24 protein-coding genes are annotated in these 21,175 nt (G+C 61.9%); 15 read left to right on the top strand and 9 right to left on the bottom strand.

Features of this window, described 5'->3' with window-relative positions; genetic code table 11:
• A partial coding sequence (locus HCZ87_RS13625) for a DEAD/DEAH box helicase (RefSeq protein ID WP_368484128.1) occupies nucleotides 1–374 on the bottom strand: 374 nt, incomplete at its 3' end.
• A gap of 127 nt (nucleotides 375–501) precedes the next feature.
• Between HCZ87_RS13625 and meaB the strand changes: the two genes are divergently transcribed.
• From meaB to HCZ87_RS13600, 5 genes are all read left to right on the top strand, one after another.
• The gene (meaB, locus tag HCZ87_RS13620; RefSeq protein WP_167644429.1) at nucleotides 502–1,485 is read left to right on the top strand and encodes a methylmalonyl Co-A mutase-associated GTPase MeaB; all 984 of its coding nucleotides are present in this window, start codon (nucleotides 502–504) and stop codon (nucleotides 1,483–1,485) included.
• Between the two features lie 334 nt (nucleotides 1,486–1,819).
• Nucleotides 1,820–2,110, top strand: a complete 291-nt coding sequence (rpmB, locus tag HCZ87_RS13615; RefSeq protein ID WP_167644425.1) for a 50S ribosomal protein L28 — start codon at nucleotides 1,820–1,822, stop codon at nucleotides 2,108–2,110.
• Nucleotides 2,111–2,274: 164 nt separating this feature from the next.
• Complete coding sequence (locus tag HCZ87_RS13610) at nucleotides 2,275–2,622, top strand: hypothetical protein (protein ID WP_167644424.1); 348 nt, start codon at nucleotides 2,275–2,277, stop codon at nucleotides 2,620–2,622.
• A gap of 78 nt (nucleotides 2,623–2,700) precedes the next feature.
• Nucleotides 2,701–3,171 (top strand): copper chaperone PCu(A)C, encoded by a 471-nt coding sequence (locus HCZ87_RS13605; RefSeq protein WP_167644423.1) that lies wholly within the window; start codon nucleotides 2,701–2,703, stop codon nucleotides 3,169–3,171.
• Between the two features lie 192 nt (nucleotides 3,172–3,363).
• Complete coding sequence (locus tag HCZ87_RS13600; RefSeq protein WP_175582264.1) at nucleotides 3,364–3,822, top strand: low molecular weight protein-tyrosine-phosphatase; 459 nt, start codon at nucleotides 3,364–3,366, stop codon at nucleotides 3,820–3,822.
• Between the two features lie 33 nt (nucleotides 3,823–3,855).
• Here the strand turns inward: HCZ87_RS13600 and HCZ87_RS13595 are convergent, their stop codons facing one another.
• Nucleotides 3,856–4,818 (bottom strand): LysR family transcriptional regulator, encoded by a 963-nt coding sequence (locus HCZ87_RS13595; RefSeq protein WP_167644422.1) that lies wholly within the window; start codon nucleotides 4,816–4,818, stop codon nucleotides 3,856–3,858.
• Between the two features lie 412 nt (nucleotides 4,819–5,230).
• Nucleotides 5,231–5,539: a hypothetical protein gene (locus HCZ87_RS13590; RefSeq protein ID WP_167644421.1), complete on the bottom strand. Its 309-nt coding sequence runs from the start codon at nucleotides 5,537–5,539 to the stop codon at nucleotides 5,231–5,233.
• A gap of 203 nt (nucleotides 5,540–5,742) precedes the next feature.
• Here HCZ87_RS13590 and lepA point away from each other — a divergent pair, with 203 nt between their 5' ends.
• The 3 genes from lepA (at nucleotide 5,743) to HCZ87_RS13575 (ending at nucleotide 8,929) form a co-directional block, all read left to right on the top strand.
• Nucleotides 5,743–7,542: a translation elongation factor 4 gene (gene lepA / locus HCZ87_RS13585; RefSeq protein WP_167644420.1), complete on the top strand. Its 1,800-nt coding sequence runs from the start codon at nucleotides 5,743–5,745 to the stop codon at nucleotides 7,540–7,542.
• Between the two features lie 64 nt (nucleotides 7,543–7,606).
• Nucleotides 7,607–8,437 carry a DUF3800 domain-containing protein gene (locus HCZ87_RS13580; RefSeq protein ID WP_167644419.1) on the top strand — a complete coding sequence of 277 codons (831 nt, stop codon included), beginning with the start codon at nucleotides 7,607–7,609 and terminating at the stop codon, nucleotides 8,435–8,437.
• 354 nt (nucleotides 8,438–8,791) lie between these two features.
• Nucleotides 8,792–8,929 carry a CTP synthetase gene (locus HCZ87_RS13575; protein ID WP_368484127.1) on the top strand — a complete coding sequence of 46 codons (138 nt, stop codon included), beginning with the start codon at nucleotides 8,792–8,794 and terminating at the stop codon, nucleotides 8,927–8,929.
• Here the strand turns inward: HCZ87_RS13575 and HCZ87_RS13570 are convergent, their stop codons facing one another.
• Nucleotides 8,930–9,067 carry an entericidin A/B family lipoprotein gene (locus tag HCZ87_RS13570; protein WP_167644418.1) on the bottom strand — a complete coding sequence of 46 codons (138 nt, stop codon included), beginning with the start codon at nucleotides 9,065–9,067 and terminating at the stop codon, nucleotides 8,930–8,932.
• Between the two features lie 288 nt (nucleotides 9,068–9,355).
• Between HCZ87_RS13570 and HCZ87_RS13565 the strand changes: the two genes are divergently transcribed.
• From HCZ87_RS13565 to HCZ87_RS13550, 5 genes are all read left to right on the top strand, one after another.
• A complete protein-coding gene (locus tag HCZ87_RS13565; RefSeq protein WP_167644417.1) occupies nucleotides 9,356–9,643 on the top strand; it encodes a conjugal transfer protein TraR in 288 nt (95 codons plus the stop codon).
• 247 nt (nucleotides 9,644–9,890) lie between these two features.
• Nucleotides 9,891–10,544 (top strand): protein-L-isoaspartate O-methyltransferase, encoded by a 654-nt coding sequence (locus tag HCZ87_RS13560; protein ID WP_167644416.1) that lies wholly within the window; start codon nucleotides 9,891–9,893, stop codon nucleotides 10,542–10,544.
• Between the two features lie 208 nt (nucleotides 10,545–10,752).
• Nucleotides 10,753–10,968, top strand: a complete 216-nt coding sequence (locus HCZ87_RS21335; protein WP_368484126.1) for a hypothetical protein — start codon at nucleotides 10,753–10,755, stop codon at nucleotides 10,966–10,968.
• Between the two features lie 20 nt (nucleotides 10,969–10,988).
• Entirely contained in the window at nucleotides 10,989–12,080 is a 1,092-nt protein-coding gene (locus HCZ87_RS13555) for a TolC family protein (protein ID WP_368484125.1), read from the top strand.
• Nucleotides 12,081–12,156: 76 nt separating this feature from the next.
• Nucleotides 12,157–13,080, top strand: coding sequence for a hypothetical protein (locus HCZ87_RS13550; RefSeq protein ID WP_167644415.1), 924 nt, complete (start codon nucleotides 12,157–12,159; stop codon nucleotides 13,078–13,080).
• A 190-nt stretch (nucleotides 13,081–13,270) separates the two neighbouring features.
• Here the strand turns inward: HCZ87_RS13550 and HCZ87_RS13545 are convergent, their stop codons facing one another.
• Nucleotides 13,271–14,731, bottom strand: a complete 1,461-nt coding sequence (locus HCZ87_RS13545; RefSeq protein ID WP_167644414.1) for a cobyric acid synthase — start codon at nucleotides 14,729–14,731, stop codon at nucleotides 13,271–13,273.
• Between the two features lie 192 nt (nucleotides 14,732–14,923).
• Nucleotides 14,924–15,241 (bottom strand): DUF6280 family protein, encoded by a 318-nt coding sequence (locus tag HCZ87_RS13540; protein ID WP_167644413.1) that lies wholly within the window; start codon nucleotides 15,239–15,241, stop codon nucleotides 14,924–14,926.
• A 227-nt stretch (nucleotides 15,242–15,468) separates the two neighbouring features.
• Between HCZ87_RS13540 and efp the strand changes: the two genes are divergently transcribed.
• Entirely contained in the window at nucleotides 15,469–16,032 is a 564-nt protein-coding gene (efp, locus tag HCZ87_RS13535) for an elongation factor P (protein ID WP_167644412.1), read from the top strand.
• 200 nt (nucleotides 16,033–16,232) lie between these two features.
• Here efp and HCZ87_RS13530 read toward each other — a convergent pair whose 3' ends face one another.
• The 3 genes from HCZ87_RS13530 to HCZ87_RS13520 form a co-directional block, all read right to left on the bottom strand.
• Nucleotides 16,233–16,796 (bottom strand): hypothetical protein, encoded by a 564-nt coding sequence (locus tag HCZ87_RS13530; protein ID WP_254868644.1) that lies wholly within the window; start codon nucleotides 16,794–16,796, stop codon nucleotides 16,233–16,235.
• A 90-nt stretch (nucleotides 16,797–16,886) separates the two neighbouring features.
• Complete coding sequence (locus HCZ87_RS13525; protein ID WP_167644410.1) at nucleotides 16,887–17,633, bottom strand: folate-binding protein YgfZ; 747 nt, start codon at nucleotides 17,631–17,633, stop codon at nucleotides 16,887–16,889.
• A gap of 83 nt (nucleotides 17,634–17,716) precedes the next feature.
• Nucleotides 17,717–19,576 carry an ABC transporter ATP-binding protein gene (locus tag HCZ87_RS13520; RefSeq protein ID WP_254868643.1) on the bottom strand — a complete coding sequence of 620 codons (1,860 nt, stop codon included), beginning with the start codon at nucleotides 19,574–19,576 and terminating at the stop codon, nucleotides 17,717–17,719.
• Nucleotides 19,577–19,786: 210 nt separating this feature from the next.
• On the opposite strand from HCZ87_RS13520, the gene HCZ87_RS13515 reads away from it, so the two are divergent.
• The gene (locus HCZ87_RS13515; RefSeq protein ID WP_167644409.1) at nucleotides 19,787–20,998 is read left to right on the top strand and encodes an alanine--glyoxylate aminotransferase family protein; all 1,212 of its coding nucleotides are present in this window, start codon (nucleotides 19,787–19,789) and stop codon (nucleotides 20,996–20,998) included.
• Nucleotides 20,999–21,175 lie beyond the last annotated feature (177 nt).

The following is a 21,175-nucleotide window of genomic DNA, read 5'->3' as shown; positions in this document are numbered from 1 at the left end:
AAGATCACCGCGCCAATGCCCGGCAGGTCCGGGTCCGATTGCAGCATGCGGTTCAGGATGCCTTCGGTCACCACCTCGATGCGGGTGGCGGCTGACACTTTGGCCTCGCCGCGCACCCGGTAGCCGACGGTCTGGCCGACGCGCTCGCCCAATGTGTCGGCCATGCGCTCCGCCGCCGCCCGCGCGGCCAGCCGGCGTGGCTCCAGCATCAGGATACGACCGCCATTCGCGCCGGTGAGGCTCGCCTCCAGAATGGCCAGCGGCACTTTGGTGGTTTTGCCCGCGCCCGGCGGCGCTTGCAGCACCGCGCGACCGCTGCCGCGCAGGGCTGCCATCAGTTCGGGGAGCGCATCATCTATGGGAAGCCGTGTCATGGCGGTGGTTATCGCCAATCGCGGCGGCAAGGTCCAGTGGCGCCGCAGGGGACGCGACCGCGTTCGCGCTCTGGACAAGGGCAACCTGCCTGCGCCATCAATGCGCGACAACAAGGAGAGGCGCGCCATGGATATCGCAGAGCTGAGTGACAGGATCCTGAAGGCCGACCGGCGGGCTCTGGCGCGGGCCATCACGCTGGTTGAAAGCGCGCGCGCCGATCATCGCGCAGAGGCGGATGCGCTGCTGTCGCAGCTCGCACAAAGCAACCGGCAGGCGCTGCGGGTTGGTCTTTCGGGCACGCCGGGCGTTGGCAAATCCACCTTTATCGAGGCCTTCGGCATGATGCTGATTGCGCAGGGGCTGCGGGTGGCGGTGCTGGCGGTGGATCCCAGCTCTGCCCGGTCGGGGGGATCGATTCTGGGCGACAAGACCCGGATGGAACGGCTGAGCCGCGAGCGCGCCGCCTTTATCCGCCCAAGCCCGAGCCAGAGCCACCTCGGCGGCGTCGCGCGCCGCACCCGCGATGCGGTGGCCCTGTGCGAGGCGGCAGGTTTTGACGTGGTGCTGATCGAAACGGTGGGGGTCGGGCAGTCGGAAACCGTGGTGTCGGAGCTTTCGGACCTCTTCCTGCTGTTGCTGGCCCCGGCGGGCGGCGACGAGTTGCAGGGCGTCAAACGCGGGATCATGGAGATCGCCGATCTGATTCTGGTGAACAAGGCCGATGGCGATCTGAAAGCCACCGCAACCCGCACCTGCGCCGATTACGCCGGGGCGCTGCGGCTGTTGCGCAAGCGGGTGCAGGACCCGGAGGGCTTTCCCAAGGCGCTGACGGTTTCGGCGCTGGAGGAACAGGGCCTGCAACAGACCTGGGCCGAGATTCAGGCGCTGGCCGAATGGCGGCGGGCCCAGGGCCATTGGGATCGCAACCGGGCGGCGCAGGCGCAATATTGGTTCGTCGAGGAGGTCCGTCAGGCCTTACTGTCGCGGCTGGATACCACTTGGGCCAAGACCCGCATGGCGGAGCTCTCGGCGCAGGTTGCGACAGGCCAGCAGACGCCACAGGCGGCAGCGCGCGATTTGCTGACCGGGCTGGGCATGCCACCCGGCTGACGACGTGCCGTGCGGGCGACTCACGCAGCCTTTGCGCGGTGCTTTCGCGTGTCGATCAAGGCGGAATGGACCGTCACAGGCGCCGCTCGGGGCTTGTTTGCGGCGTGGGAACTTGTAAAACATCGTCAGCGCTGGTTGGGGTGGCGTGGGATTGTTGGTTTGACCGCCATAAAAGCGTTGCAATTGGCTTGACCATCTTCGCGATTCCTCCTACATGCATCCAACCAGTTTTCGGGCGCAGCCAATGGCAGCGCCCTTGTAATTTGGCGACTGATTCCGCGCAGCCGAACAGGCAGGTTAGGGACGGGACGCCGCAGATACGAAGGATAACACCATGTCGCGCCGTTGCGAACTGACCGGAAAAGGCCCGATGACTGGCAACAATGTCAGCCACGCCAACAACAAAACCAAACGTCGTTTCCTGCCGAACCTGAACGATGTCACCCTGCAATCCGAGACCCTCGGTCGCGGTGTGAAGCTGCGCATCTCTGCTGCGGCCCTGCGTTCGGTGGATCACCGCGGTGGTCTGGATGCCTTCCTTGCCAAGGCAAAAGACGAAGAGCTTTCCGCATCCGCGCTGAAAGTCAAGAAAGAGATCGCAAAAGCCCAGGCCGCTCAGGCCTGATAGGCGCAAGCCTGTCGGATTTTGCAATCTGATCCAAGAATTTCGGACCGTCGTACCCCTCGGGTGCGGCGGTCTTTGACTTGTCTGAGGCCGCGACGCTTTGCCTCTCGGCGCGCGCGCTTTTGTCTTGAGACGCTGGGGGCTTCCTGAAATACCTTGCGGTGATGAAACCGTTCAGACGCTATATCAGCCTGTTGCTTGCGCTGGCCTTGCTGGCCACCGGGCACAGCGCCGCCGCGAGCCGCTTTGCGCGCGATGCGACCGGTCAGGTGATCCTCTGCACCGGCACCGGGCCGGTCACCGTCTATGTCGACGCCGAGGGTCAGCCGGTCGGCCCGCCGCATATCTGCCCGGATTGCATCACCCATCTGTTTGATCTGGCCTCGGCGCCGCCGCTGGTGATTCCCGCGGTCCCTGTCTCGTTTCGCCAGGCACCTCCGCTGGCCCCCCGCGCGCAGCATGACAGTGCGCCTGCACGGACTGCCCGGGCGCGCGCGCCACCGTCAGCATAACGCGCCGGCCTCTTCCGATTTCACACCCCGAGCGCCCGAATGGGCCTCACCTGACCCTGTATTTATAGGAGACATCAGATGTTCTTCAAATCCCTCACCCTTGCCGCCGTGACCTCCCTGGCCTTTGGCTCCGCCGCCTCTGCTGAAATGATGGTGCATGACGCCTATGCCCGTGCCTCGAACAAAATGTCCGGCGCCGCCTTCATGGAGATCATGAACCACTCCGACAGTGACGACCGCCTGATTGATGCGCGCTCCGACGTGGCCGAGCGGGTGGAGCTGCACACCCATAAGGAAGACGCAAATGGGGTGATGCAGATGATGCATGTCGAAGAGGGCTTCGTCATTCCTGCGGGCGAGACCCATATGCTGCAACGTGGCGGCGATCACGTGATGTTCATGGGGCTCAATCACGTGCTGGAGGACGGCGACACTGTGAATGTGACGCTGGTCTTTGAAAAGGCGGGCGAGGTCAGTGTCGAGATCCCCGTGGATATGGAGCGCAAGGCGGGCGCGGGCCATGGCGACCACTCCGGCCATTCAAACTGAGGCCTGCGCCATATCTGAGCCGCGACGGCTCCGGCATCCTGCCGGAGCCGTTTGTCTTTTTGGGGCCGGCCCCCGAGGCCCCACGTTGCATCGGTGCGCCGCCCTGGCATAGCCTTGGCTGCTAACGCGCAGAACAGCGCCACGGCGGATCGGACCGCGACCGCGTTTTCGCGCCCCTTGGAAAGTGAAATAATGACGAAATTGCTTTTTGTATGTCTTGGAAATATCTGTCGCTCTCCGGCGGCGGAGGCGATTTTTCGCAAGTTATATCCCGCCGCAATAACCGATAGCGCCGGGACGGCGGGCTATCATATCGGCGAGCCCCCCTATGGGCCGATGCAGAAAACCGCCCTGATACGCGGAATTGACATGGCAGATCTGCGTGCACGTCAATTCTCGCCCGCGGATTTCTCCAATTTCGACCTTATTCTGGTCATGGACCGTCAAAACCTGCGTGACGTGGAGGCCCTGCGCCCAAAAGGTGCCGCCACCGCGGTGGAGCTTTTTGCCCCCATGGCGGCGGGGTTTGACATGGAAGAGGTGCCGGACCCCTATTACACGCGGGATTTCTCCGGCTGTCTGGACCTGCTGGAGGCCGCCGCCGAGGGTCTGCGGCAGCGGCTCGATCTGGCCCAGCGTGACACGGGCTGAGCCGCCAGTGCCGTCAAGGGGCTCATACGCGCGTCAGTCGATCAGCTGCAATTTCCCGGCCAGCCAGGGCAGGCGATTGATGGCCGGGGTGATCACATGGCTTTGTGTCAGCCGCCGCATGGTATCGGCCACATCCAGCGGCACCGTATCGGGCCAATCGGATTGCGCAAACAGCGAAATCCGGCGGGAGAAGCCGCCAAAGGGCAGGGGGAAGGCATCAATCTCGTCATGGAAACGGATGGCGCGCATATAGCCCAGCGGCGTGGTGATGGCCCAGCCGATGCGCCGCGCGACCATCGCCATCAACGCAAGGTGAGAGCCAATCTCGAAGCGATCATCAAAGCTCACCTTGTTGCGGCTCAGGTGCGAATCGATTTGCTGTGAAATCAACTGGCTTCGCGCGTATCGCAACAGCGGCAAGTGGTTCAACTGATTGCCGATATCGCCAGGATCCGTAATGTGCCCGCGCGGCGCGACAAGGATGAAGGGATCCTCGATCAGCGGGTATTCGGTAACCCCGTCGCGCAGCTCGCCGGTGGAGGCGGCAATGCCGATATGCAGATCCTTATTCTGCATCGCCTGATAGATCTCATGGCTGGAGGCGGTGACCATCTTGAAGCGGCATTGGGTCAGGCTGTCGGCCAGAATAGTGGCCAGACGCGGTGTCAGATCGTTGTCAAAATCGTCGATCAACCCCAGTGACAGCGCCGGCAGATGCGACAGATCCATCACCGTCAGCTCGCTCTGCGCCAGGCGAAGTTCGCTCAGAACCGCCTGGGTGCGTTGCAAAAAACTGCGCCCGGCGGGAGTCAGCACCATGGGGCGGCGCCCATGGTCCACAAGATCCGATCCCAGTGCTTTTTCAAGATTGCGAAGCTGTTGACTCACCGCCGGCTGGCTGAGGCCGGTCACATCGGCCGCCTGTGCGACCGATCCTGATTTTGCCAATGCTTCAAAGACTTCGAGGCCCCGGAGTGTGACGCCTTTCATCAGCATGTAGTGGCTCCCAAAATGATTTTATTGTTAACTCCGTCGCGCGATGCTTCTGCCGGGGGAGCGTTGTAACACGAGACAGCATCGGGATTTTCCCGCAAGCTTATAAAACACCACTTCTTTTATTTTCATTTGAATAATTTGCAAAGCAAAAAATATCTATTTTCAGAATGTGTTCAAACTTGGCATATTCGCAATCCGGCGACCGGGGAGTGGCAAAAATTAACCATTCTAAATCTCACGAAACGTGACAATTGATTTCATCCCGCTGACGCCGACGGGGAAGGGGGCAGATCCGCACGCAAAAAGCCGCAGGCGGCGGGGAGGCCGCCCACGGCTCTTGTCGTGGACTATCGGAAGGGGCGCCGGGGGCGTTTGGGCGGTGGTGGCCCTTGCTGCGGTGCCGCGCGGGCGCTTAACCGCAGACCCGCTCGGCCTCGCTGCCGAAGGATTGGTATTTTTTCCAAAGCTGGGCATCGCGGCTATTGGCGGATTGGCGCACCACTTCGGCCCCATGGGGGTCGGCGAACCATTTAGAGACCGCCCGCTGCTCGGCGCGCGACAGGCTCTGGGCGGCGACCTGATCCAGGCAGTGGCACAGGGCCGCTTGTGCGGCGCCACGGGCAGAGCTGCGGCAGGCTTTTTCGATGGTTCCGGCCTCTGCCAGCGGGGCAAGAAGCGCAGCCGAAAGGCTGAGGCAGAGGGTCAGGCGGCGGTGAAACATAGGTATTCTCTCCCAAAGGCTGCGATGCGGCGATGATCGACGCGCATATTTTCGGTTTTGGGTCCGGTTTTCAAGGGGCATATATGCGCTGCGCCATCGCTTTGTGCGGGTCTGCCACCCTTGGCAGGCAGGCGCATTTCAGGCACAAGAGCACGCATGATCTAGCTTGACCAAACGCGAAATCCCAATCATATGCGCTTCCTATGACAGAGCTCTCAAAAATCCGCAATTTCTCCATCGTGGCCCATATCGACCACGGCAAGTCCACGCTTGCAGACCGCCTCATCCAATCGACGGGGACGGTGCAGGATCGTGACATGAAAGAGCAGCTGCTCGACGCGATGGACATCGAACGCGAGCGCGGTATCACCATCAAGGCCAATACCGTGCGCATCGACTATCTGGCCGATGATGGGGAACAGTATGTGCTGAACCTGATCGACACCCCCGGCCACGTCGATTTCGCCTATGAGGTCTCCCGCTCCATGCGCGCGGTTGAGGGCTCGCTGCTGGTGGTGGACTCCACCCAGGGGGTCGAGGCGCAGACGCTGGCCAATGTCTATCAGGCGATCGACGCCGATCACGAGATCGTGCCGGTGCTGAACAAGATCGACCTGCCCGCGGCAGATTGTGATCGCGTCGCCGAGCAGATCGAGGATGTGATCGGCATCGACGCCACCGACGCCATTCGGGTTTCGGCCAAGACCGGCATCGGCATCAAGGAAACGCTGGAAGCGATCGTAACCCGTCTGCCGGCCCCCACCGGCACCCGCGACGCACCGCTGACCGCGATGCTGGTGGACAGCTGGTATGACGCCTATCTCGGCGTGATCGTGCTGGTGCGGATCATGGACGGCGTGCTGAAAAAGGGCGACCAGATCCGCATGATGCAGACCAACGCCCGCTATGGCGTCGAACGCATCGGCGTGTTCCGCCCCGCCATGCAGGCTGTTGACGAATTGGGCCCCGGCGAGATCGGCTTTATCACCGCCTCGATCAAACAGGTGCGCGACACCAAGGTGGGCGACACCATCACCCACGACAAGAAAGGCGCCGAAGTGGCGCTGCCGGGCTTTAAACCCTCGGTTCCGGTGGTGTTCTGTGGTCTCTTCCCCGTGGACAGCTCCGAATTCGAAGACCTGCGCAACGCGATCGAGAAACTGGCGCTGAATGACGCGTCCTTCTCCTATGAGATGGAAACCTCTGCCGCGCTGGGCTTTGGCTTCCGCTGCGGCTTCCTCGGGCTTTTGCACCTTGAGGTGATCCGCGACCGGATCGAGCGCGAATATGACATCGAGCTGATCACCACCGCGCCCTCCGTGGTCTATCATATTTTCGGCAAAGACGGCGTGATGTCGGAGCTGCACAACCCCGCCGACATGCCCGATCTCTCCACCGTGGATCACGTGGAAGAGCCGCGCATCAAGGCCACGATCCTGGTGCCGGATGAGTATCTCGGCGACGTGCTGAAGCTCTGCCAGGATCGCCGCGGCATTCAGCAGGATCTCTCCTATGCCGGCTCGCGCGCCATGGTGGTCTATGACCTGCCGCTGAACGAGGTGGTGTTTGATTTCTACGACCGGCTTAAATCGGTCACCAAGGGCTACGCCTCCTTTGACTATCAGATGATCGGCTATCGCACGGATAACCTGGTCAAAATGTCGGTGCTGGTGAATGATGAACCGGTGGATGCGCTGTCGATGATGGTGCACCGCGACCGCGCCGAGGCCCGGGGCCGGGCGATGTGTGAAAAGCTCAAGGAGCTGATCCCGCGCCATATGTTCAAGATCCCGATCCAGGCGGCCATTGGCGGCAAGGTGATCGCCCGCGAGACCCTCTCGGCGATGCGCAAGGACGTGACCGCGAAATGCTACGGCGGCGACGCCACCCGGAAGCGCAAGCTCTTGGACAAGCAAAAAGCGGGCAAGAAAAAGATGCGCCAATTCGGCCGCGTCGATATCCCGCAAGAGGCGTTTATCTCGGCGCTGAAGATGGATGATTGATCGCGTCACACTTTGATGTTTGGATGAAGCGGGGCAAGTCCCCGCTTTTTCTTTGGGGAATTTCTTGGTCAAGTATACGTTGTTTGTAGATGAAACCGGCGATACCGGGTTGGAGAAAGTACGCCACGGCCCCAATAGCAGAGGCGCATCTCCGTTCTTGGTTCTTGGTGGGTGCTTGGTTCCTGACCGATGTTTCACCGAGTTGCGCGATTTGCTTGAAACTATTCGTGAAGAACTCGGAAAGAAGGACCTGCACTGTACGAATTTGAACCATTTTCAAATGGCTAGATTCTGTCGCGAGGTGGTTGAACACGCCAAAGTCCTGCTCTTCGCGCTGGTCTCAACGAAGGATACAATCGGCGATTATAAGCAGCAAATCAGCGGGAAGGGGCAAGACCAGAAGTACTACAATAAATGCGCTTCTTACTTTCTTGAGCGGGTTGGTCATTTTCTTCTCGAACACGATATCCCGGGCGAAGATCTCACTATCGTTTTTGAGGAACGTGCGTCGCATGACTATCAGAAGATGCGTAACTACATCAGCAAAATTAAAGATAACCCCATGGACCCAAGGCTTGGCTATTTCTTGGCTCCGATCATTCCAAGTCGCATTACGGCTGTTGCTAAGACGGCTGAACCGCTGCTTTGCTACGCCGATCTGGTGGCGTTTTCGGTTTCCGCAGCAATAGACGCATCGAAGGCCAATTATGCTGTGCCAGAACAGCGCTATCTGAGGGAACTGAAGGCAAAATTTTTCAGCGATAACACCAGTGGCGCAATTGGAGAGTTTGGTTTGAAGGTGTTTAAGCGGGAGCAGATGAAACTCGACTCGCATACAGCGCGCTTCCTCCAAAGCTGGCATCGAGCCGACGTTCGGCCGACACTTCCTGACTGAAAAATACCCCGGTCGTAGACCGGGCAGCGCCCGACCCTCCCCACGGGAGGGCGCTTTCAGCCCCCACCCAGGCTCGGGCGCTGCCCTTGGGGTTTTGCAAGTGATCTGACGCAGATCAAAGACATGTTATCCCGAATCCTGCATATCACGGCCTCAGACGCGCTACCTGACAGAGGAGACCAGGCCATGGTCGTGCTGACGCTGATCCTTCACATCTTTATTGGTTCCACATTGGCGGGGGGCGCCGCGGGTTCGGCGCCTTGCCTTGGGGTTTGGTTGGGTTGTGGGCGTTTTGGTTGGGGGGGGGGGGGGGGGGGGGGGGGGGTTCCCGGTTGACTGTGGTTACGGAGCACATTGGCGGGCAGCGCCGTGATTGCGGCGCTGGCCATGGGATATGGTTCGCTTGCCGCGATTCTGATCGCGGCGGCGGCGGGGTTCGTGGTGGCTTTCCCGGTTAGCCTGGCGGTGGCGCGTCGGCTGTATTCGGCGTGATCAGAGCGCGTTCTGGACGTTCTGCGCGGTGTGGCTGATGGCGTCACCGGCCTTTTGCAGATCGCGGCCTGCGCCCTTGGTGGTTTCGCAGGCGGCAAGGCTCAGCAGCATCAGTCCAATCAGAAGCGGGCGGATCATCGGCAGGTCTCCGGTCTGGGGGCTCGCAGGGGCGAAGCTCTTCATATGCCGTGAAAATCTCTGATCGCCGCGCAAATGGCAAGAGCCATCCGTGCTTTGCTCCCGCAGCGTTGATCTTGCGGATGCAGCGACGATTTGGCGGAGCTTTATCGTGCGAGACCTATAACTTTCGGATAGGTTGAGTGTGGGCGCATCATCGCCCAATGTCAGGCAGCGGAGCCGGGGCGGCATGTATCGCCTCCGGGCGCGACCCAGATGAGATAGGGACTGTTTCGGGAGGGTAATATCATGGATTACACTGTTCAAAAGGAACGTCTGGAAACCCGGTTGAGCGCATTATCTGCGGGGGTCTTGTCGGGGCAGGGGCTCTCTGCTCTGTCGCAGGCAGAGGCTGGGCGGGCTGAAACAGGGCGGACCGAGCCGGGCGGGCGCAGGATCAGCGCGATTCTCACGGCGCTGGATCGGCTCAACGCGGGTGATTACGGCTATTGCCGGATTTGCGGTGCCGATATCGCGACCGACCACCTGAAGGCCCACCCCGAGTCGCCCTTTTGCGAGTCCTGCTCCACCGCTTGAGCGGCCTTCCGCATGTGACCGGCGGGCGGCGGGCTGCGCCGCGGCAGGGATGTTTACACATGTTAGTTAGAGACCACACCACCCCCGATCCGTCGGGGGTGGTCCTGCGTCTGGGCATTCACGGTCCACAGGGGCACGCCCGTGCAGCCACGGCACACTGTCGGGTTTTGCAGCAAAGGGGCCGTTGCCGCGCCGCGCGGGATGTGGCAGAACCGAGGGCAAGTACCTGAACATATGGGTTTAGCAGATGACCGACTTCTCTGACCGCCGCCGCATGATGGTAGACACGCAGATCCGCCCGTCGGATGTGACGAAATACCCGATTATCGAGGCGATGCTGGCCGTTCCGCGTGAACAATTTGTCCCCGACGCACAGGCAGAGGTCGCCTATGCCGACCAGAGCGTGCCCTTGGGCGCCGGACGTGTGGTGCCGGAACCGCGCACCCTGGCCAAGATGCTGGATGCGCTGGATGTGTGTGCCGACGAGCTGGTGCTGGATGTGGGCAGCGGGCTTGGCTATTCCACCGCGGTTGTGGCCCGGCTGGCGCAGATGGTGATCGGCGTCGAAGAGGACGAGGCCATGGCCAGCGAGGCGCAGCAGCTGCTGAGCGAAAGCAACGCCGACAATGCCATCATCCACCAGGGTGCTCTGAGCGAAGGCGCGGCGGAACATGGTCCCTATGACGTGATCCTGATCGAAGGCGGGGTCGAGATCCTGCCCGAGGGGTTGATCGCGCAGCTCAAGGACGGCGGGCGCATTGCCGCGCTCTTTATGACCGGGGCGCTGGGCGAGGTGAAAATCGGCTTCAAGAACGGCGATCGGGTTTCCTGGCGGTTTGATTTCAACGCCGGGGCTCCGGTACTGCCCGGTTTTGCCAAAGCGGCGGAGTTTGCTCTGTAAGGCTATGATCAAGACGCAGATCCATATGGATCTGCGTTTATTGGATTTATTGGGTCTAGACCCTTTTATTGAACTGATCCGTTCACATATGTATGGCGCAAATTGGCCATAAAAGGCTAGACTGTGGGCAAGACCCCAAACATGAGGCGACGGGATGCAGGGAATTTTCAAACGGAAACGGATTGGGGGCATTGCAGTAGCAGGCGTGATGCTTGCATCTGTGATGCAGGCGCCGATGGCGCAGGCGGACAATGTGACCGATGCGATGATCGGCGCCTATACCAGCAGCGGTTTGCTGGAGCAAAACCGGGCCCTGCTGCGGGCCGCTGACGAGGGCGTGGCAGCATCGGTTGCCGGTTTGCGTCCCATCGTGACCACCGCCCTCTCTATTTCGCGCAGCTATAGCCGCCGGGGGCTCCGCTGAACCTCAGCCTCAATTGGCTGTTGTTTGACAATGGCGCCACGCAACTGGATACAGCGGCGGCGCAGGAAACGGTGCTCGCCACCCGGCAAACCCTGGTGAACGTCGAACAACAAGTGCTGTTCGCCGCTGTCCAAGCCTATGTCAACGTATTGACGCAGCAGGACGTTGTCGCCCTGCGGCAGAACAACCTGCGTCTGCTGCAAGAAGAGCTGCGGGCCGCCAATGATCGCTTTGAAGTGGGTGAGGTCACCCGAACCGATGTCGCCCTGGCACAGAGCCAGGTGGCAGAGGCGCGCGCCAATCTGACCGACGCGCGCGGCGCATTGCTGTCCGCCCGCGCCACCTATGAAGAAGTCGTTGGCCATGCGCCGGGTCGGGTCTCGGCCTATCCGCCCTTGCCGCGCCGCGCCAGCAGCCTGGATGCGGCGCAGGCCCTGGCCTTGCGCAGCCATCCGCGCCTGCGCGCGCAGCAGCACGCCGTGAAGGCGGCGGAGCTGAAGGCGGATAGCGCGCTGCGGGACATGGGCCCCAGCCTGAACCTCTCCGCCAATGCCTCGCATGGCGAGTTCCATGACACGGCGATCGACAGCGATGATTTCAGTGTCTCTCTGAACCTGTCGCAGACGCTTTATGCGGGCGGTGGTCTGGCAGCGGCGCGGCGGGCAGAGCTGGCCCGTCTGGACGCGGAGCGCGGCAACCTGTTGTCGGTGCAGCGCAGCATCACCAGCAATGCGGCCAGCGCCTATACCGGGTTTGACACTGCGGCGGCCAGCCTTGTGTCGTCAAATCAGCGGGTACGGGCGGCTCAGGTTGCCTTTGAGGGCGTGCGCGAAGAGGCCACGCTTGGCTCGCGCACGACGCTTGATGTGCTTCAGGCCGAACAGGAGCTGCTGGACGCCCAGACCGCACGTCTGTCGGCGCGGGCGACTCAGGCTCTGGCGGCCTATGATCTGTTGCAGGCGCAGGGGCTTTTGACCGCAGAGAACCTCAATCTGGCGGTCGAACGCTATGACCCGGAGATCTATCACAATCAGGTACGCAATGCGCCCGCCTTTGTCACCAAGCGCGGTCAGGATCTGGATCGGGTGCTCAAGGCCCTGAGAAAGAACTGATATTCCGACGTTCTTGTTGTGTGATTGGGACAAGCTGGCTAAACTCACCCACAAGAGGTGAGCTTGGCCAATATAAATGTCTGAACCCGTGACCCACGCAGAAATCGAAGATGTCCTTTCCTCCATACGCCGACTGGTCAGCGAGACCGGGCGGGAGGCGGAGCCTTTGTCACGCGTTGCGCCGAAACCGGCAAAAGCCGCGACTCGGCTTGTGCTGACACCGGCCTTGCGGGTGTCGGACACGCAGCCCGAGGCTGAGGCTGAGACGCCAGCCGCGCAGGTCTCTGACCCCTCGATCATCGCGACTCCCTCGGCTGAGGCGCCGCAGGATCTCGGTCCGGCGGATAGCCAGCCTGAGGACCAAAGCCATGCGGAATACCCGCCGATGCCGCAGGTTGCGGCGCGCAAGAACGTGACCGCAAGCGAAACGGCTGTTGAGGATCCCGTCGTGGAGGCGCCATGGCGTGACCCCGAAGCGACCTTGTTCGAGGCCGCAGAAGGGGGTGACGCTGACAGCCCCGCTGCCGTGCCGCTCCGCAGTTCCCGCGTCGCTGCCGTGGTGCGCCGCATTGCCGAGCTGGAGACCGAAGGGCGCGATACGCGCAAGCCAGAGGCGCAGCTCAATGGCCGCCCGGTCCCGGATCTGAACGAAGATGACATCGAGCCGGTGCCGCCAAGTGGCCAGCCGGTGGATACCATCCAATGGGAAGATCACGTTCAGGTGCAGAGCCCGCAAGAGGCGCAGGCCGATGCCGATGACCCGGTGCAGCCTGCTGGTGAGGATGCGCAGGATCTGGTGCAAAGCAGCGCCGAAGAGCTGGCGCTGGAGAAGGCAACCTCGCAGGAGGATTTCCTCGATGAGGACAGCCTGCGTGAACTGGTCGCCGATATCGTGCGCGAAGAACTGCAAGGCCCCCTGGGCGAGCGGATCACCCGCAATGTGCGCAAGCTGGTTCGGCGCGAAATCCAACGCGCGCTGGCGGCGCAGGATTTGCTCTAAGCGCTTGTAATCCTGAAAAATTGACCGGGCAGGGGGGGGCGGCTCGCTTCCCGCTGATGACTCATGTGCAGCGGTCCGGTGGCGCTCCCGCCCACAAGACATGCTTTCTGACGAAAGCCCGCCTTGTCGTTGGGCCGGGCAGCGGGCCTGTGCCCGCTGCGGCGCGCTACCGCGACCGCTGTGGCGGAGCCTAGGGCCGCGTCACTGGGGCGGCGATGTCCAGCAGCTGGTCGATATCCATATAGCGTTCCAGATGATCGGCGAGCAGATCAAGCGTTGCCTCCACGCCATCGTCATAGCGCGTAGTGGATTGATGCCCCAATCCGGCGAGGAAATCGGCACGGAACAGATCAGAGGTAAAGAGCCCGTGCAGGTAAGAGCCGCGCACCCGGCCATCGGCTGAGGCTGCGCCGTCCAGCCGCCCGTCCAGCTGCAACCAGGCGCGGGCGCAATCCGGTCCGGTGGTGCGGCCCATGTGGATCTCATAGCCCGAAACCGGCAGATTGCCCTCGACGGTGTGCGCCTGGCTTTCGGTGACCCGCTTGTCGCCAGCCATGACCGTGTCCACATCCAACAGCCCAAGCCCCGCGACCTTGCCCGGACGGCCGTCCACGCCCTCCGGGTCGTCAATGCTCTGACCCAGCATCTGATAGCCACCGCAGAGCCCCAGCACATGGCCGCCGCGACGATAATGGGCCAGGATATCAATGTCCCAGCCCTGCGCGCGCAGATAGGCCAGGTCGCCGATGGTGGATTTTGACCCAGGGATCAGGACCAGATCCGCGTCGCCGGGCAGGGCGCGGCCGGGAGGGATGATATCAACCGTCACATTGGGCTCGGCCGCCAGTGGGTCGAGGTCGTCGAAATTCGCCATACGTTCCAGCTGCGGCACCACCACCTTGCAGGCGCCACCGGCGTGAGAGGCGATATCCATCATGTCCTCGGCGGGCAGCTTCCAGGCGTCCCAGAACCACGGCACCACCCCGAGCGACGGCCAGCCCGTCCAGCGCGAGATGTTGTCTCGACCCGCGTCAAACAGGCTCAGGTCGCCGCGAAACCGGTTGATGGCAAAGCCTTTTATCCGCGCGCGGTCGGCCTCATCCAGAACCGTATGGGTGCCCACCACCTGTGCGATGACGCCGCCGCGATGGATGTCGCCCACAAGCACAACCGGCACATCCGCGGCCTCGGCAAAGCCCATATTGGCGATATCGCCCTTGCGCAGGTTGGTCTCTGCCGGCGAGCCCGCGCCTTCGATCAGCACGATGTCATGCTGTGCGGCCAGCCGGTGAAAACTCTCCAGAGCGGCCTCCAGAAGCCCCGCCTTGTCGCGCATGAAGGATCCAGCCGCGCGGGTGCCGCGCCGCTTGCCCTGCACGATCACCTGCGCGCCGGTGTCGGTTTCCGGCTTGAGCAGCACCGGGTTCATATCCGTATGCGGCGCAAGCCCCGCCGCGCGCGCCTGCAGGGCCTGCGCGCGCCCGATTTCACCGCCGTCAGAGGTCACCGCGGCGTTGTTGGACATGTTCTGCGGCTTGAAGGGCGCGACCGACAGGCCCCGCCGTACCAGCGCCCGGGCCAGCCCCGCGACCAGCATCGACTTGCCGACATTGCTGCCGGTGCCCTGGATCATGATCGCCTTTGTGGTCATCTTTGCGGTCCTCTGCCTGGCCGGGTGGTCGCACGACTGTTGCAGCGCGCCTGCGCGGAGGTCAATCCGGCTTGCGCTGTTTCAACGCGCGGGGGCGACATGAACAGCGCCGCACAAGATGCCGAGGCCAAAAAGAAAAACGCGCCCCCCAGGACGCGTTTTCTCATACAGCTTGGCAGCTATAGTTTGCGATCAGGCCGCCTCGGCCTGCGCAGCATTGCGGCGTTCGCTTTCTTCGCGCGACAGCGCGACAGAGGTCCGTACACCACGACCTACAAATCCCATCAGGCCTTCGACCACACGTTCGTTCGGGTCAATACCTGCACAGGACAGAACTTCGCGCCCATCGCGCGAGCGGGCCCAACGGGCGATCTGCTCAGGACCGTTGCCGTATTTCTTGTCATCGGCAATGGCATCATCCAATGCAGCCAGCACAACCGCGGCAAAAAGTTTGCGGGCGCGGTTACCCTGTTCATTGTTGTATGCGGAGCCGTCAACGAAATCTCGCATCTCGTTTCCTTTGTTGTTCTTGCTATTGCAATTTCGGCGTGGCGCTCCTTATGGCGGAATTATGACGATTCGGGTAGCCCTAACATGCATATCTTTTATGCGTTCAGCGCATGCCTATTTTGCGGTCACACTAGCCTAAAGACACGACATCTCGTGATCTTGCCAGCCTATCACCTGACAGATATAGGGATGGCAAAGCTGTCATCAACCACTTGAAAGAGTTTTCCATGCCCAAGATCAACGGCAATGAAATCCGCCCTGGCAACGTGCTGGAGCATAACGACGGTCTCTGGGCTGCGGTCAAAGTGGACCATGTGAAGCCCGGCAAGGGCGGCGCGTTTGCGCAGGTCGAAATGCGCAACCTGCGCAACGGCTCCAAGCTCAACGAGCGTTTCCGCTCCGCCGACAAGGTCGAACGCGTGCGTCTGGAGCAAAAAGACCAGCAGTTCCTCTATGAGAGCGACGGCATGCTGGTCTTCATGGATACCGAAACCTACGAGCAGATCGAACTGCCGGCCGAGCTGCTGGGCGACCGCCGCCCTTTCTTGCAGGATGGCATGACCATCGTGGTGGAATTCTACGAGGCCGAGGCGCTGAACGCGACGTTGCCGCAGAAGGTGACCTGCAAGATCGTTGAGACGGAGCCGGTGGTCAAAGGTCAGACCGCTGCCAACTCCTTCAAACCCGCGATCCTGGAAAATGGCGTCAAAGTCATGGTGCCGCCCTTCGTCGGGCAGGATGAGATGATCGTGGTCAACACCGAGACCATGGAGTATTCCGAGCGCGCCTGACGCGCCTGAGATAGCGCCCTCGCACGACACGTGGTGCGGCAGGGCATAGGAAACCTCGGCACCAGAGTGTCGGGGTTTTCTCTTTGGGACATGGTTGAAACGCGACAGAGTTGCCGATTTTGGCTTTCATTACGTCAACAATATTAGGGAATAATTTTCAAGAATATTGGGTAAATTTGTCTTAATGTGATATTTCTCTGTTAGTCGCGCGGGATGTCGAGGCTGTGGCCGCAGCTGTCCATCATCTTGCCGTAGGCCGCGGTAAAACCGGCCAGAGAGGCCACATAGACTTCGGTGCTGGCGCTATAGGCGTCGAGTGCGCGCACCTCCATCTGCGAGGAGGCCTTCATCCACAGAAGCATGTTCTTGGTATCCTGCCAGCGCGGGGCGGCACTGGCCCAGGCGATGCCCTCGTCATCAATGCCGCCTTCGGCAACCGCGAAAAACACGCCTTGATGGTCAAAGACAAAGGACACCCCTTGGGCGTTGACGACCTGTGTGTTGTGATGGCGCGGCGCGCTTTCGAAAAATGTGGGGGCAGGGTAGTCGTTCGGCGGGCCGGCGTCGCCGTTGCTGATTTGCAGACTGATCACCGGCATCCCGTCACCGCCGGTGCTGGCGCGGCAATAGAGGCGATAATCTTCGGTCGTGCTTTGCTCGGTGACGCTGACGCGCCAATCTCCGTATTCCCAATAGCCCTCCGCTTGCGCCAGATTTGCGATCAACCCCAGCGTAGCGGCAAGCGGCAAAATACCCGCGTTCATACCCATGTCCTTAATTCCGGCCCCATCAGCGGGGCCTGTGATCAAGTCTATAGCGCGGTGGTGCTTAACAAAAGCATAGAGGTCAGCAGCTTAGCGGTTTTCTCCGCCGGGCCATCGCAGTGCGACGCCTGCGGCCTCCATCGCGTCCCCGGCGCGGTCATAGCGCAGATAGGCGATGGCCGCGTTGCCGGATTGGGTAAAGACCTGCCCAACCGGCTTGCCTGCTGCGGTGATCTCGGTGCCAACGGGCACTTCGCCGTCGATCTCGACCCGTTGCAGGCCCTTGCGCAGCTCTGTCTTGTGCTTCATGCGGGCGGTGACCTCTTGGCCGACATAACAGCCCTTGCGGAAATCGACCCCGTTCAGGGCTTCGAAACCGGCTTCCAGGATGTAGCTGTCACCGCTTAACTCGATGCCCATTTCGGGGATGCAATGGGCCACCCGGATCGCGTCCCAATCGCTGCCGTCGTCGCCGACCTCAGCCCCATAAAGCCGCCATCCCAGCGCCGGGTGACGCGGATCGGCGAGGGCGTTATCGGGGGCGGGGCCGGTGCCGCGGCGCAGGTGCAGATCGGTTTGCTCGATCGTGACATCGGCGCGCAGCTTGTACATCGTCAGCCGCTTTTGCAGCGCATCGGCGAAGGCTTCGGCCACATCCAGCAGCACGGCATCCCCCGCAGGCACCAAAAAGAAATCAACGATGAGCTTGCCCTGTGGCGTCAAAAGCGCTGCGTAAACAATCCCCTGGTCGAGCTTCTTCACGTCGTTGGTCACCAGCCCCTGCAAGAAATCGCGGGTGTCGGTGCCATGCAGGCGCAGGATGCGGCGGTCGGCCATCGGTGGGGCTCCCAATTGGATATAATGCAGCGTCTGTGCCAAGATGTGACGCCGCAAGCGGCAAAGATCAAGCGCCGGACGGATTAACCGAACAGACGTCGGGCAAAGCGGCGCAACAACCCGGCCCGTTCGTTTGCATCGCGCTCAACGCTGCGAGAGAGCTGGGCCGAGACGCCCTCGGTGTCGATCACTGTCATGCCATCCTGAAATTGCAGCCGGTAGAGATCGGCGTAGATGCCGCCGCGTTCCAGCAGTTCGTCGTGGCGGCCCGAATCCATGACCCGTCCGCGCTCCATCACGATGATCTTGTCCGCGCTCCGAATGGTCGAGAGCCGGTGCGCGATCACGATGGTCGTGCGCCCCCCGGCCAGCGCCTCCAGCGCCTTCTGCACCACTTTTTCAGATTGCGCATCCAGCGCCGAGGTCGCCTCGTCCAGCAGCAGGATCGGGGTGTCGCGGAGGATGGCGCGGGCGATCACCACCCGTTGCCGCTGCCCGCCAGACAGGGCCGAGCCGCGCGGCCCCACCCGGGTTTCCAGCCCGTCCGGCATCTTGTGCAGGAAGTCGCTGACATGGGCGGCATCGAGAACCTCTGCCAGGCGCTCATCGCTGACATCCGTGCGCCCCAGCAGAACGTTTTCCTTCAGCGTTTCGTCAAACAGAAGCGCGTCCTGCGTCACCACCGAGAACAGGTTCCGCAGATCGCCGATTTCCATATCGCCAACCGCGACGCCGTTGATTGTCACATCGCCTTCCTGAGGATCAACAAGCCGCGTCAAAAGATTGAAAATAGTCGATTTCCCGGCACCCGAGGCACCGACGAGCGCGGTGGTCTTGCCCGCCTCGGCGACCAGCGACAGGTCGCGCAGAATATGCGCCTCGCCGTAGGAGAGATTGACCTTGTCGAGCCGGATTTCCGGCAGGCCGGTCGGCGCGGGTTGTGGGTGTTCAGGCGACACAAGGGTGATCGGCGCGTCCATCAGCTCCTTGATGCGCTCCATCGCCGCCGCTGCGGTCTGCCACACCCCCATGATCGAGGCGAGCCGCCGCATCGGATCAAAGGCAAGGCCGATGGCGGTGAAGAAGCTCATGAATTCGCCAACCGTCTTGTCGCCCTCGATGATCTCGCGGCCACCAAACATGATCACGCACATCACCCCAAGCCCGGCCATCAGATCCACCATGCCGGAGGTCGAGGAGGTGCCAAAGGCCGCCCGGATCTGCGCCCGCACAAAGGCGGTGGTTGCCGCGCGATAGCGGTTGGATTGGTAGTCTTCCAGCCGGTTCAGCTTGATCGGCACGATGCCGTGAAAAACCTCGTCCAGCCGGGTGGCCTGCACCGCGCCCAGATCGCGCGCCTGGCTGGCTTTCTTGCGCACGTATCGCTGCACGATCGAAAGCGGCAGCACCAAGAGCGGCACACCGATCAGCATGATCGCGGTCCAGCGCCAATCGACGCTGATGGCAACCGCCAGCACGGCGATCAGCTGCGCGACGTCGCGGCCGGATCCGGTGATGATCGCCTGCCAGACCTGATTGATCGCGGCCACATCCGACTGCACCCGCTGGATCAGGAACCCCGGCGGATGGATCTGGTGAAAGCTGGCGTCCTGATGGATCAGGCGATCCAGCATATCGGTGCGCATATGCGCCTCTGAACGCTGGTTGATCGTCGCCAGAATGACCTTTTGGGTGACGGAGCTGATACCGCGCATCACAAAGATACCAAAAAACGCGAGGCTGACCCAAAGCAGCGCATCCGAGCTGCCGTTCACAAACACCAGGTCAAACATCGGCTGCATCATGTAGCTGAGCCCGCCGACCGATGCGCCCTCCACCAGCATAAAGAACACCGCGATCGCCAGCAGTCCGACGTGGTGGCGCAGGTAGCCCTGCCATAGCCACCGCAACAAGGTGCGCGAGGACATATATTGGTTGCTCATGTGCCGTTCCTCGATGCCGTCTGCCGGTGCATGCCGCAATTTTTGCGACAAGTCTCGATATTTAAGCAGCTTAGCCACAGGGCGCAAGGCGCGTGACCGTCGGGTGATTGACCTTGGTTTCCGCCGGAGTACTCTGCGCGCAGTTTAAATCCCCCGCGCCGGTTTGCTTGGCTTGAGCTTCGGCTGCGGTGCCTATCAGGACAGGTATATATGCGCGATTCTGTGAAACTCTCGGCCGGCCGCTCTTATCTGGCGATTCCCGGTCCCTCGGTGATCCCGGATCAGGTGCTTCAGGCCATGCATCGCGCCTCGCCCAATATCTATGCCGGCGAGCTGGTCGATCTGACCGCAACGCTGCCGGCGGATCTGCGTAAACTGGCGCGCACCGCGCATCATGTGGCGATCTATATCGCCAATGGTCATGGGGCCTGGGAGGCGGCGCTGTCGAACACGTTGATGGCTGGGGACAAGGTGCTGGTGCCCGCCTCCGGGCGGTTTGCCCATGGCTGGGGCGAGATGGCAGAGGCGCTGGGGGTCGAGGTTGAGGTGCTCGATTTTGGCCTGCACGCGCCATTTGACATGGCCCGCGTGGCAGAGCGGCTCCGGGCCGACAGCGGCCATCAGATCAAGGCGGTGCTGGGGGTGCAGACTGACACTTCGACCTCTATTCGAAATGATATCAGTGCCTTGCGTGCAGCCATGACTGAGGCGGATCACCCGGCGCTGCTGATGGTGGATTGTATCGCCTCGCTGGGGTGTGATCGCTTCGAGATGGATGCCTGGGGCGTTGATGTGATGGTCACCGGCTGCCAGAAGGGGTTGATGGTGCCTGCCGGGCTGTCCTTTGTATTCTTCAACGACAAGGCGGCGGAGGCGCGGGCCAGATTGCCGCGGGTCAGCCGTTATTGGGACTGGGGGCCGCGCGCCAACCCGGAGATTTTCTATCAGTATTTTGGCGGCACCGCGCCGACGCATCATCTCTATGGGTTGCGGGCCGCGCTGGATCTTCTGCACGCCGAGGGGGTGGAGCAGGTCTGGGCGCGGCACGCGCAGCTCGCGCGGGCGATCTGGGCGGCCTGCGAGGTCTGGAGCGAGGGCGGCGCATTGGCGATGAATGTCACCGAGCCTGGGTTGCGCTCCCACGCGGTGACGGCGTTGCGCCTGCCATCGCCGCGCGCGACGGATCTGCGGATGTGGCTAGAGCAGAACCTTGGTCTAACCCTTGGGATCGGCCTTGGCATGGCGCCGCCGGAGAGTGCGGAGTGGCACGGGTTCTTCCGTCTCGGCCATATGGGGCATGTGAATGGCCACATGATCATGGGGCTGTTGGGCGGGATTGAGACCGGGCTCAAGGCGCTGGATATCCCGCATGGTCGTGGCGCGCTGGAGGCCGCAAGCACGGTGCTGAGCGGTCAGCCCTGATTGACGATAGGGCCGCGATCAGCGCGCCTGTCCCGAGCGGCGGATTCTGCTAGGGGCGGCGCGCGATGGCACGGCTTTCTTGTCGTTCGGCCACCATCAGGCGGAGTTCCAGACGATTGATCATGTGATTCATCACAAGGCCCAGCAGCAGCACCGGCAACATTCCATAAAGCAGCC

The sequence above is a fragment of the Phaeobacter sp. HF9A genome (assembly GCF_011806385.1).
GTDB lineage: Bacteria > Pseudomonadota > Alphaproteobacteria > Rhodobacterales > Rhodobacteraceae > Epibacterium.
The sequence above is the reverse complement of the archived record's forward strand: the minus strand, read 5'-3'. Positions and strand labels throughout refer to the sequence as shown.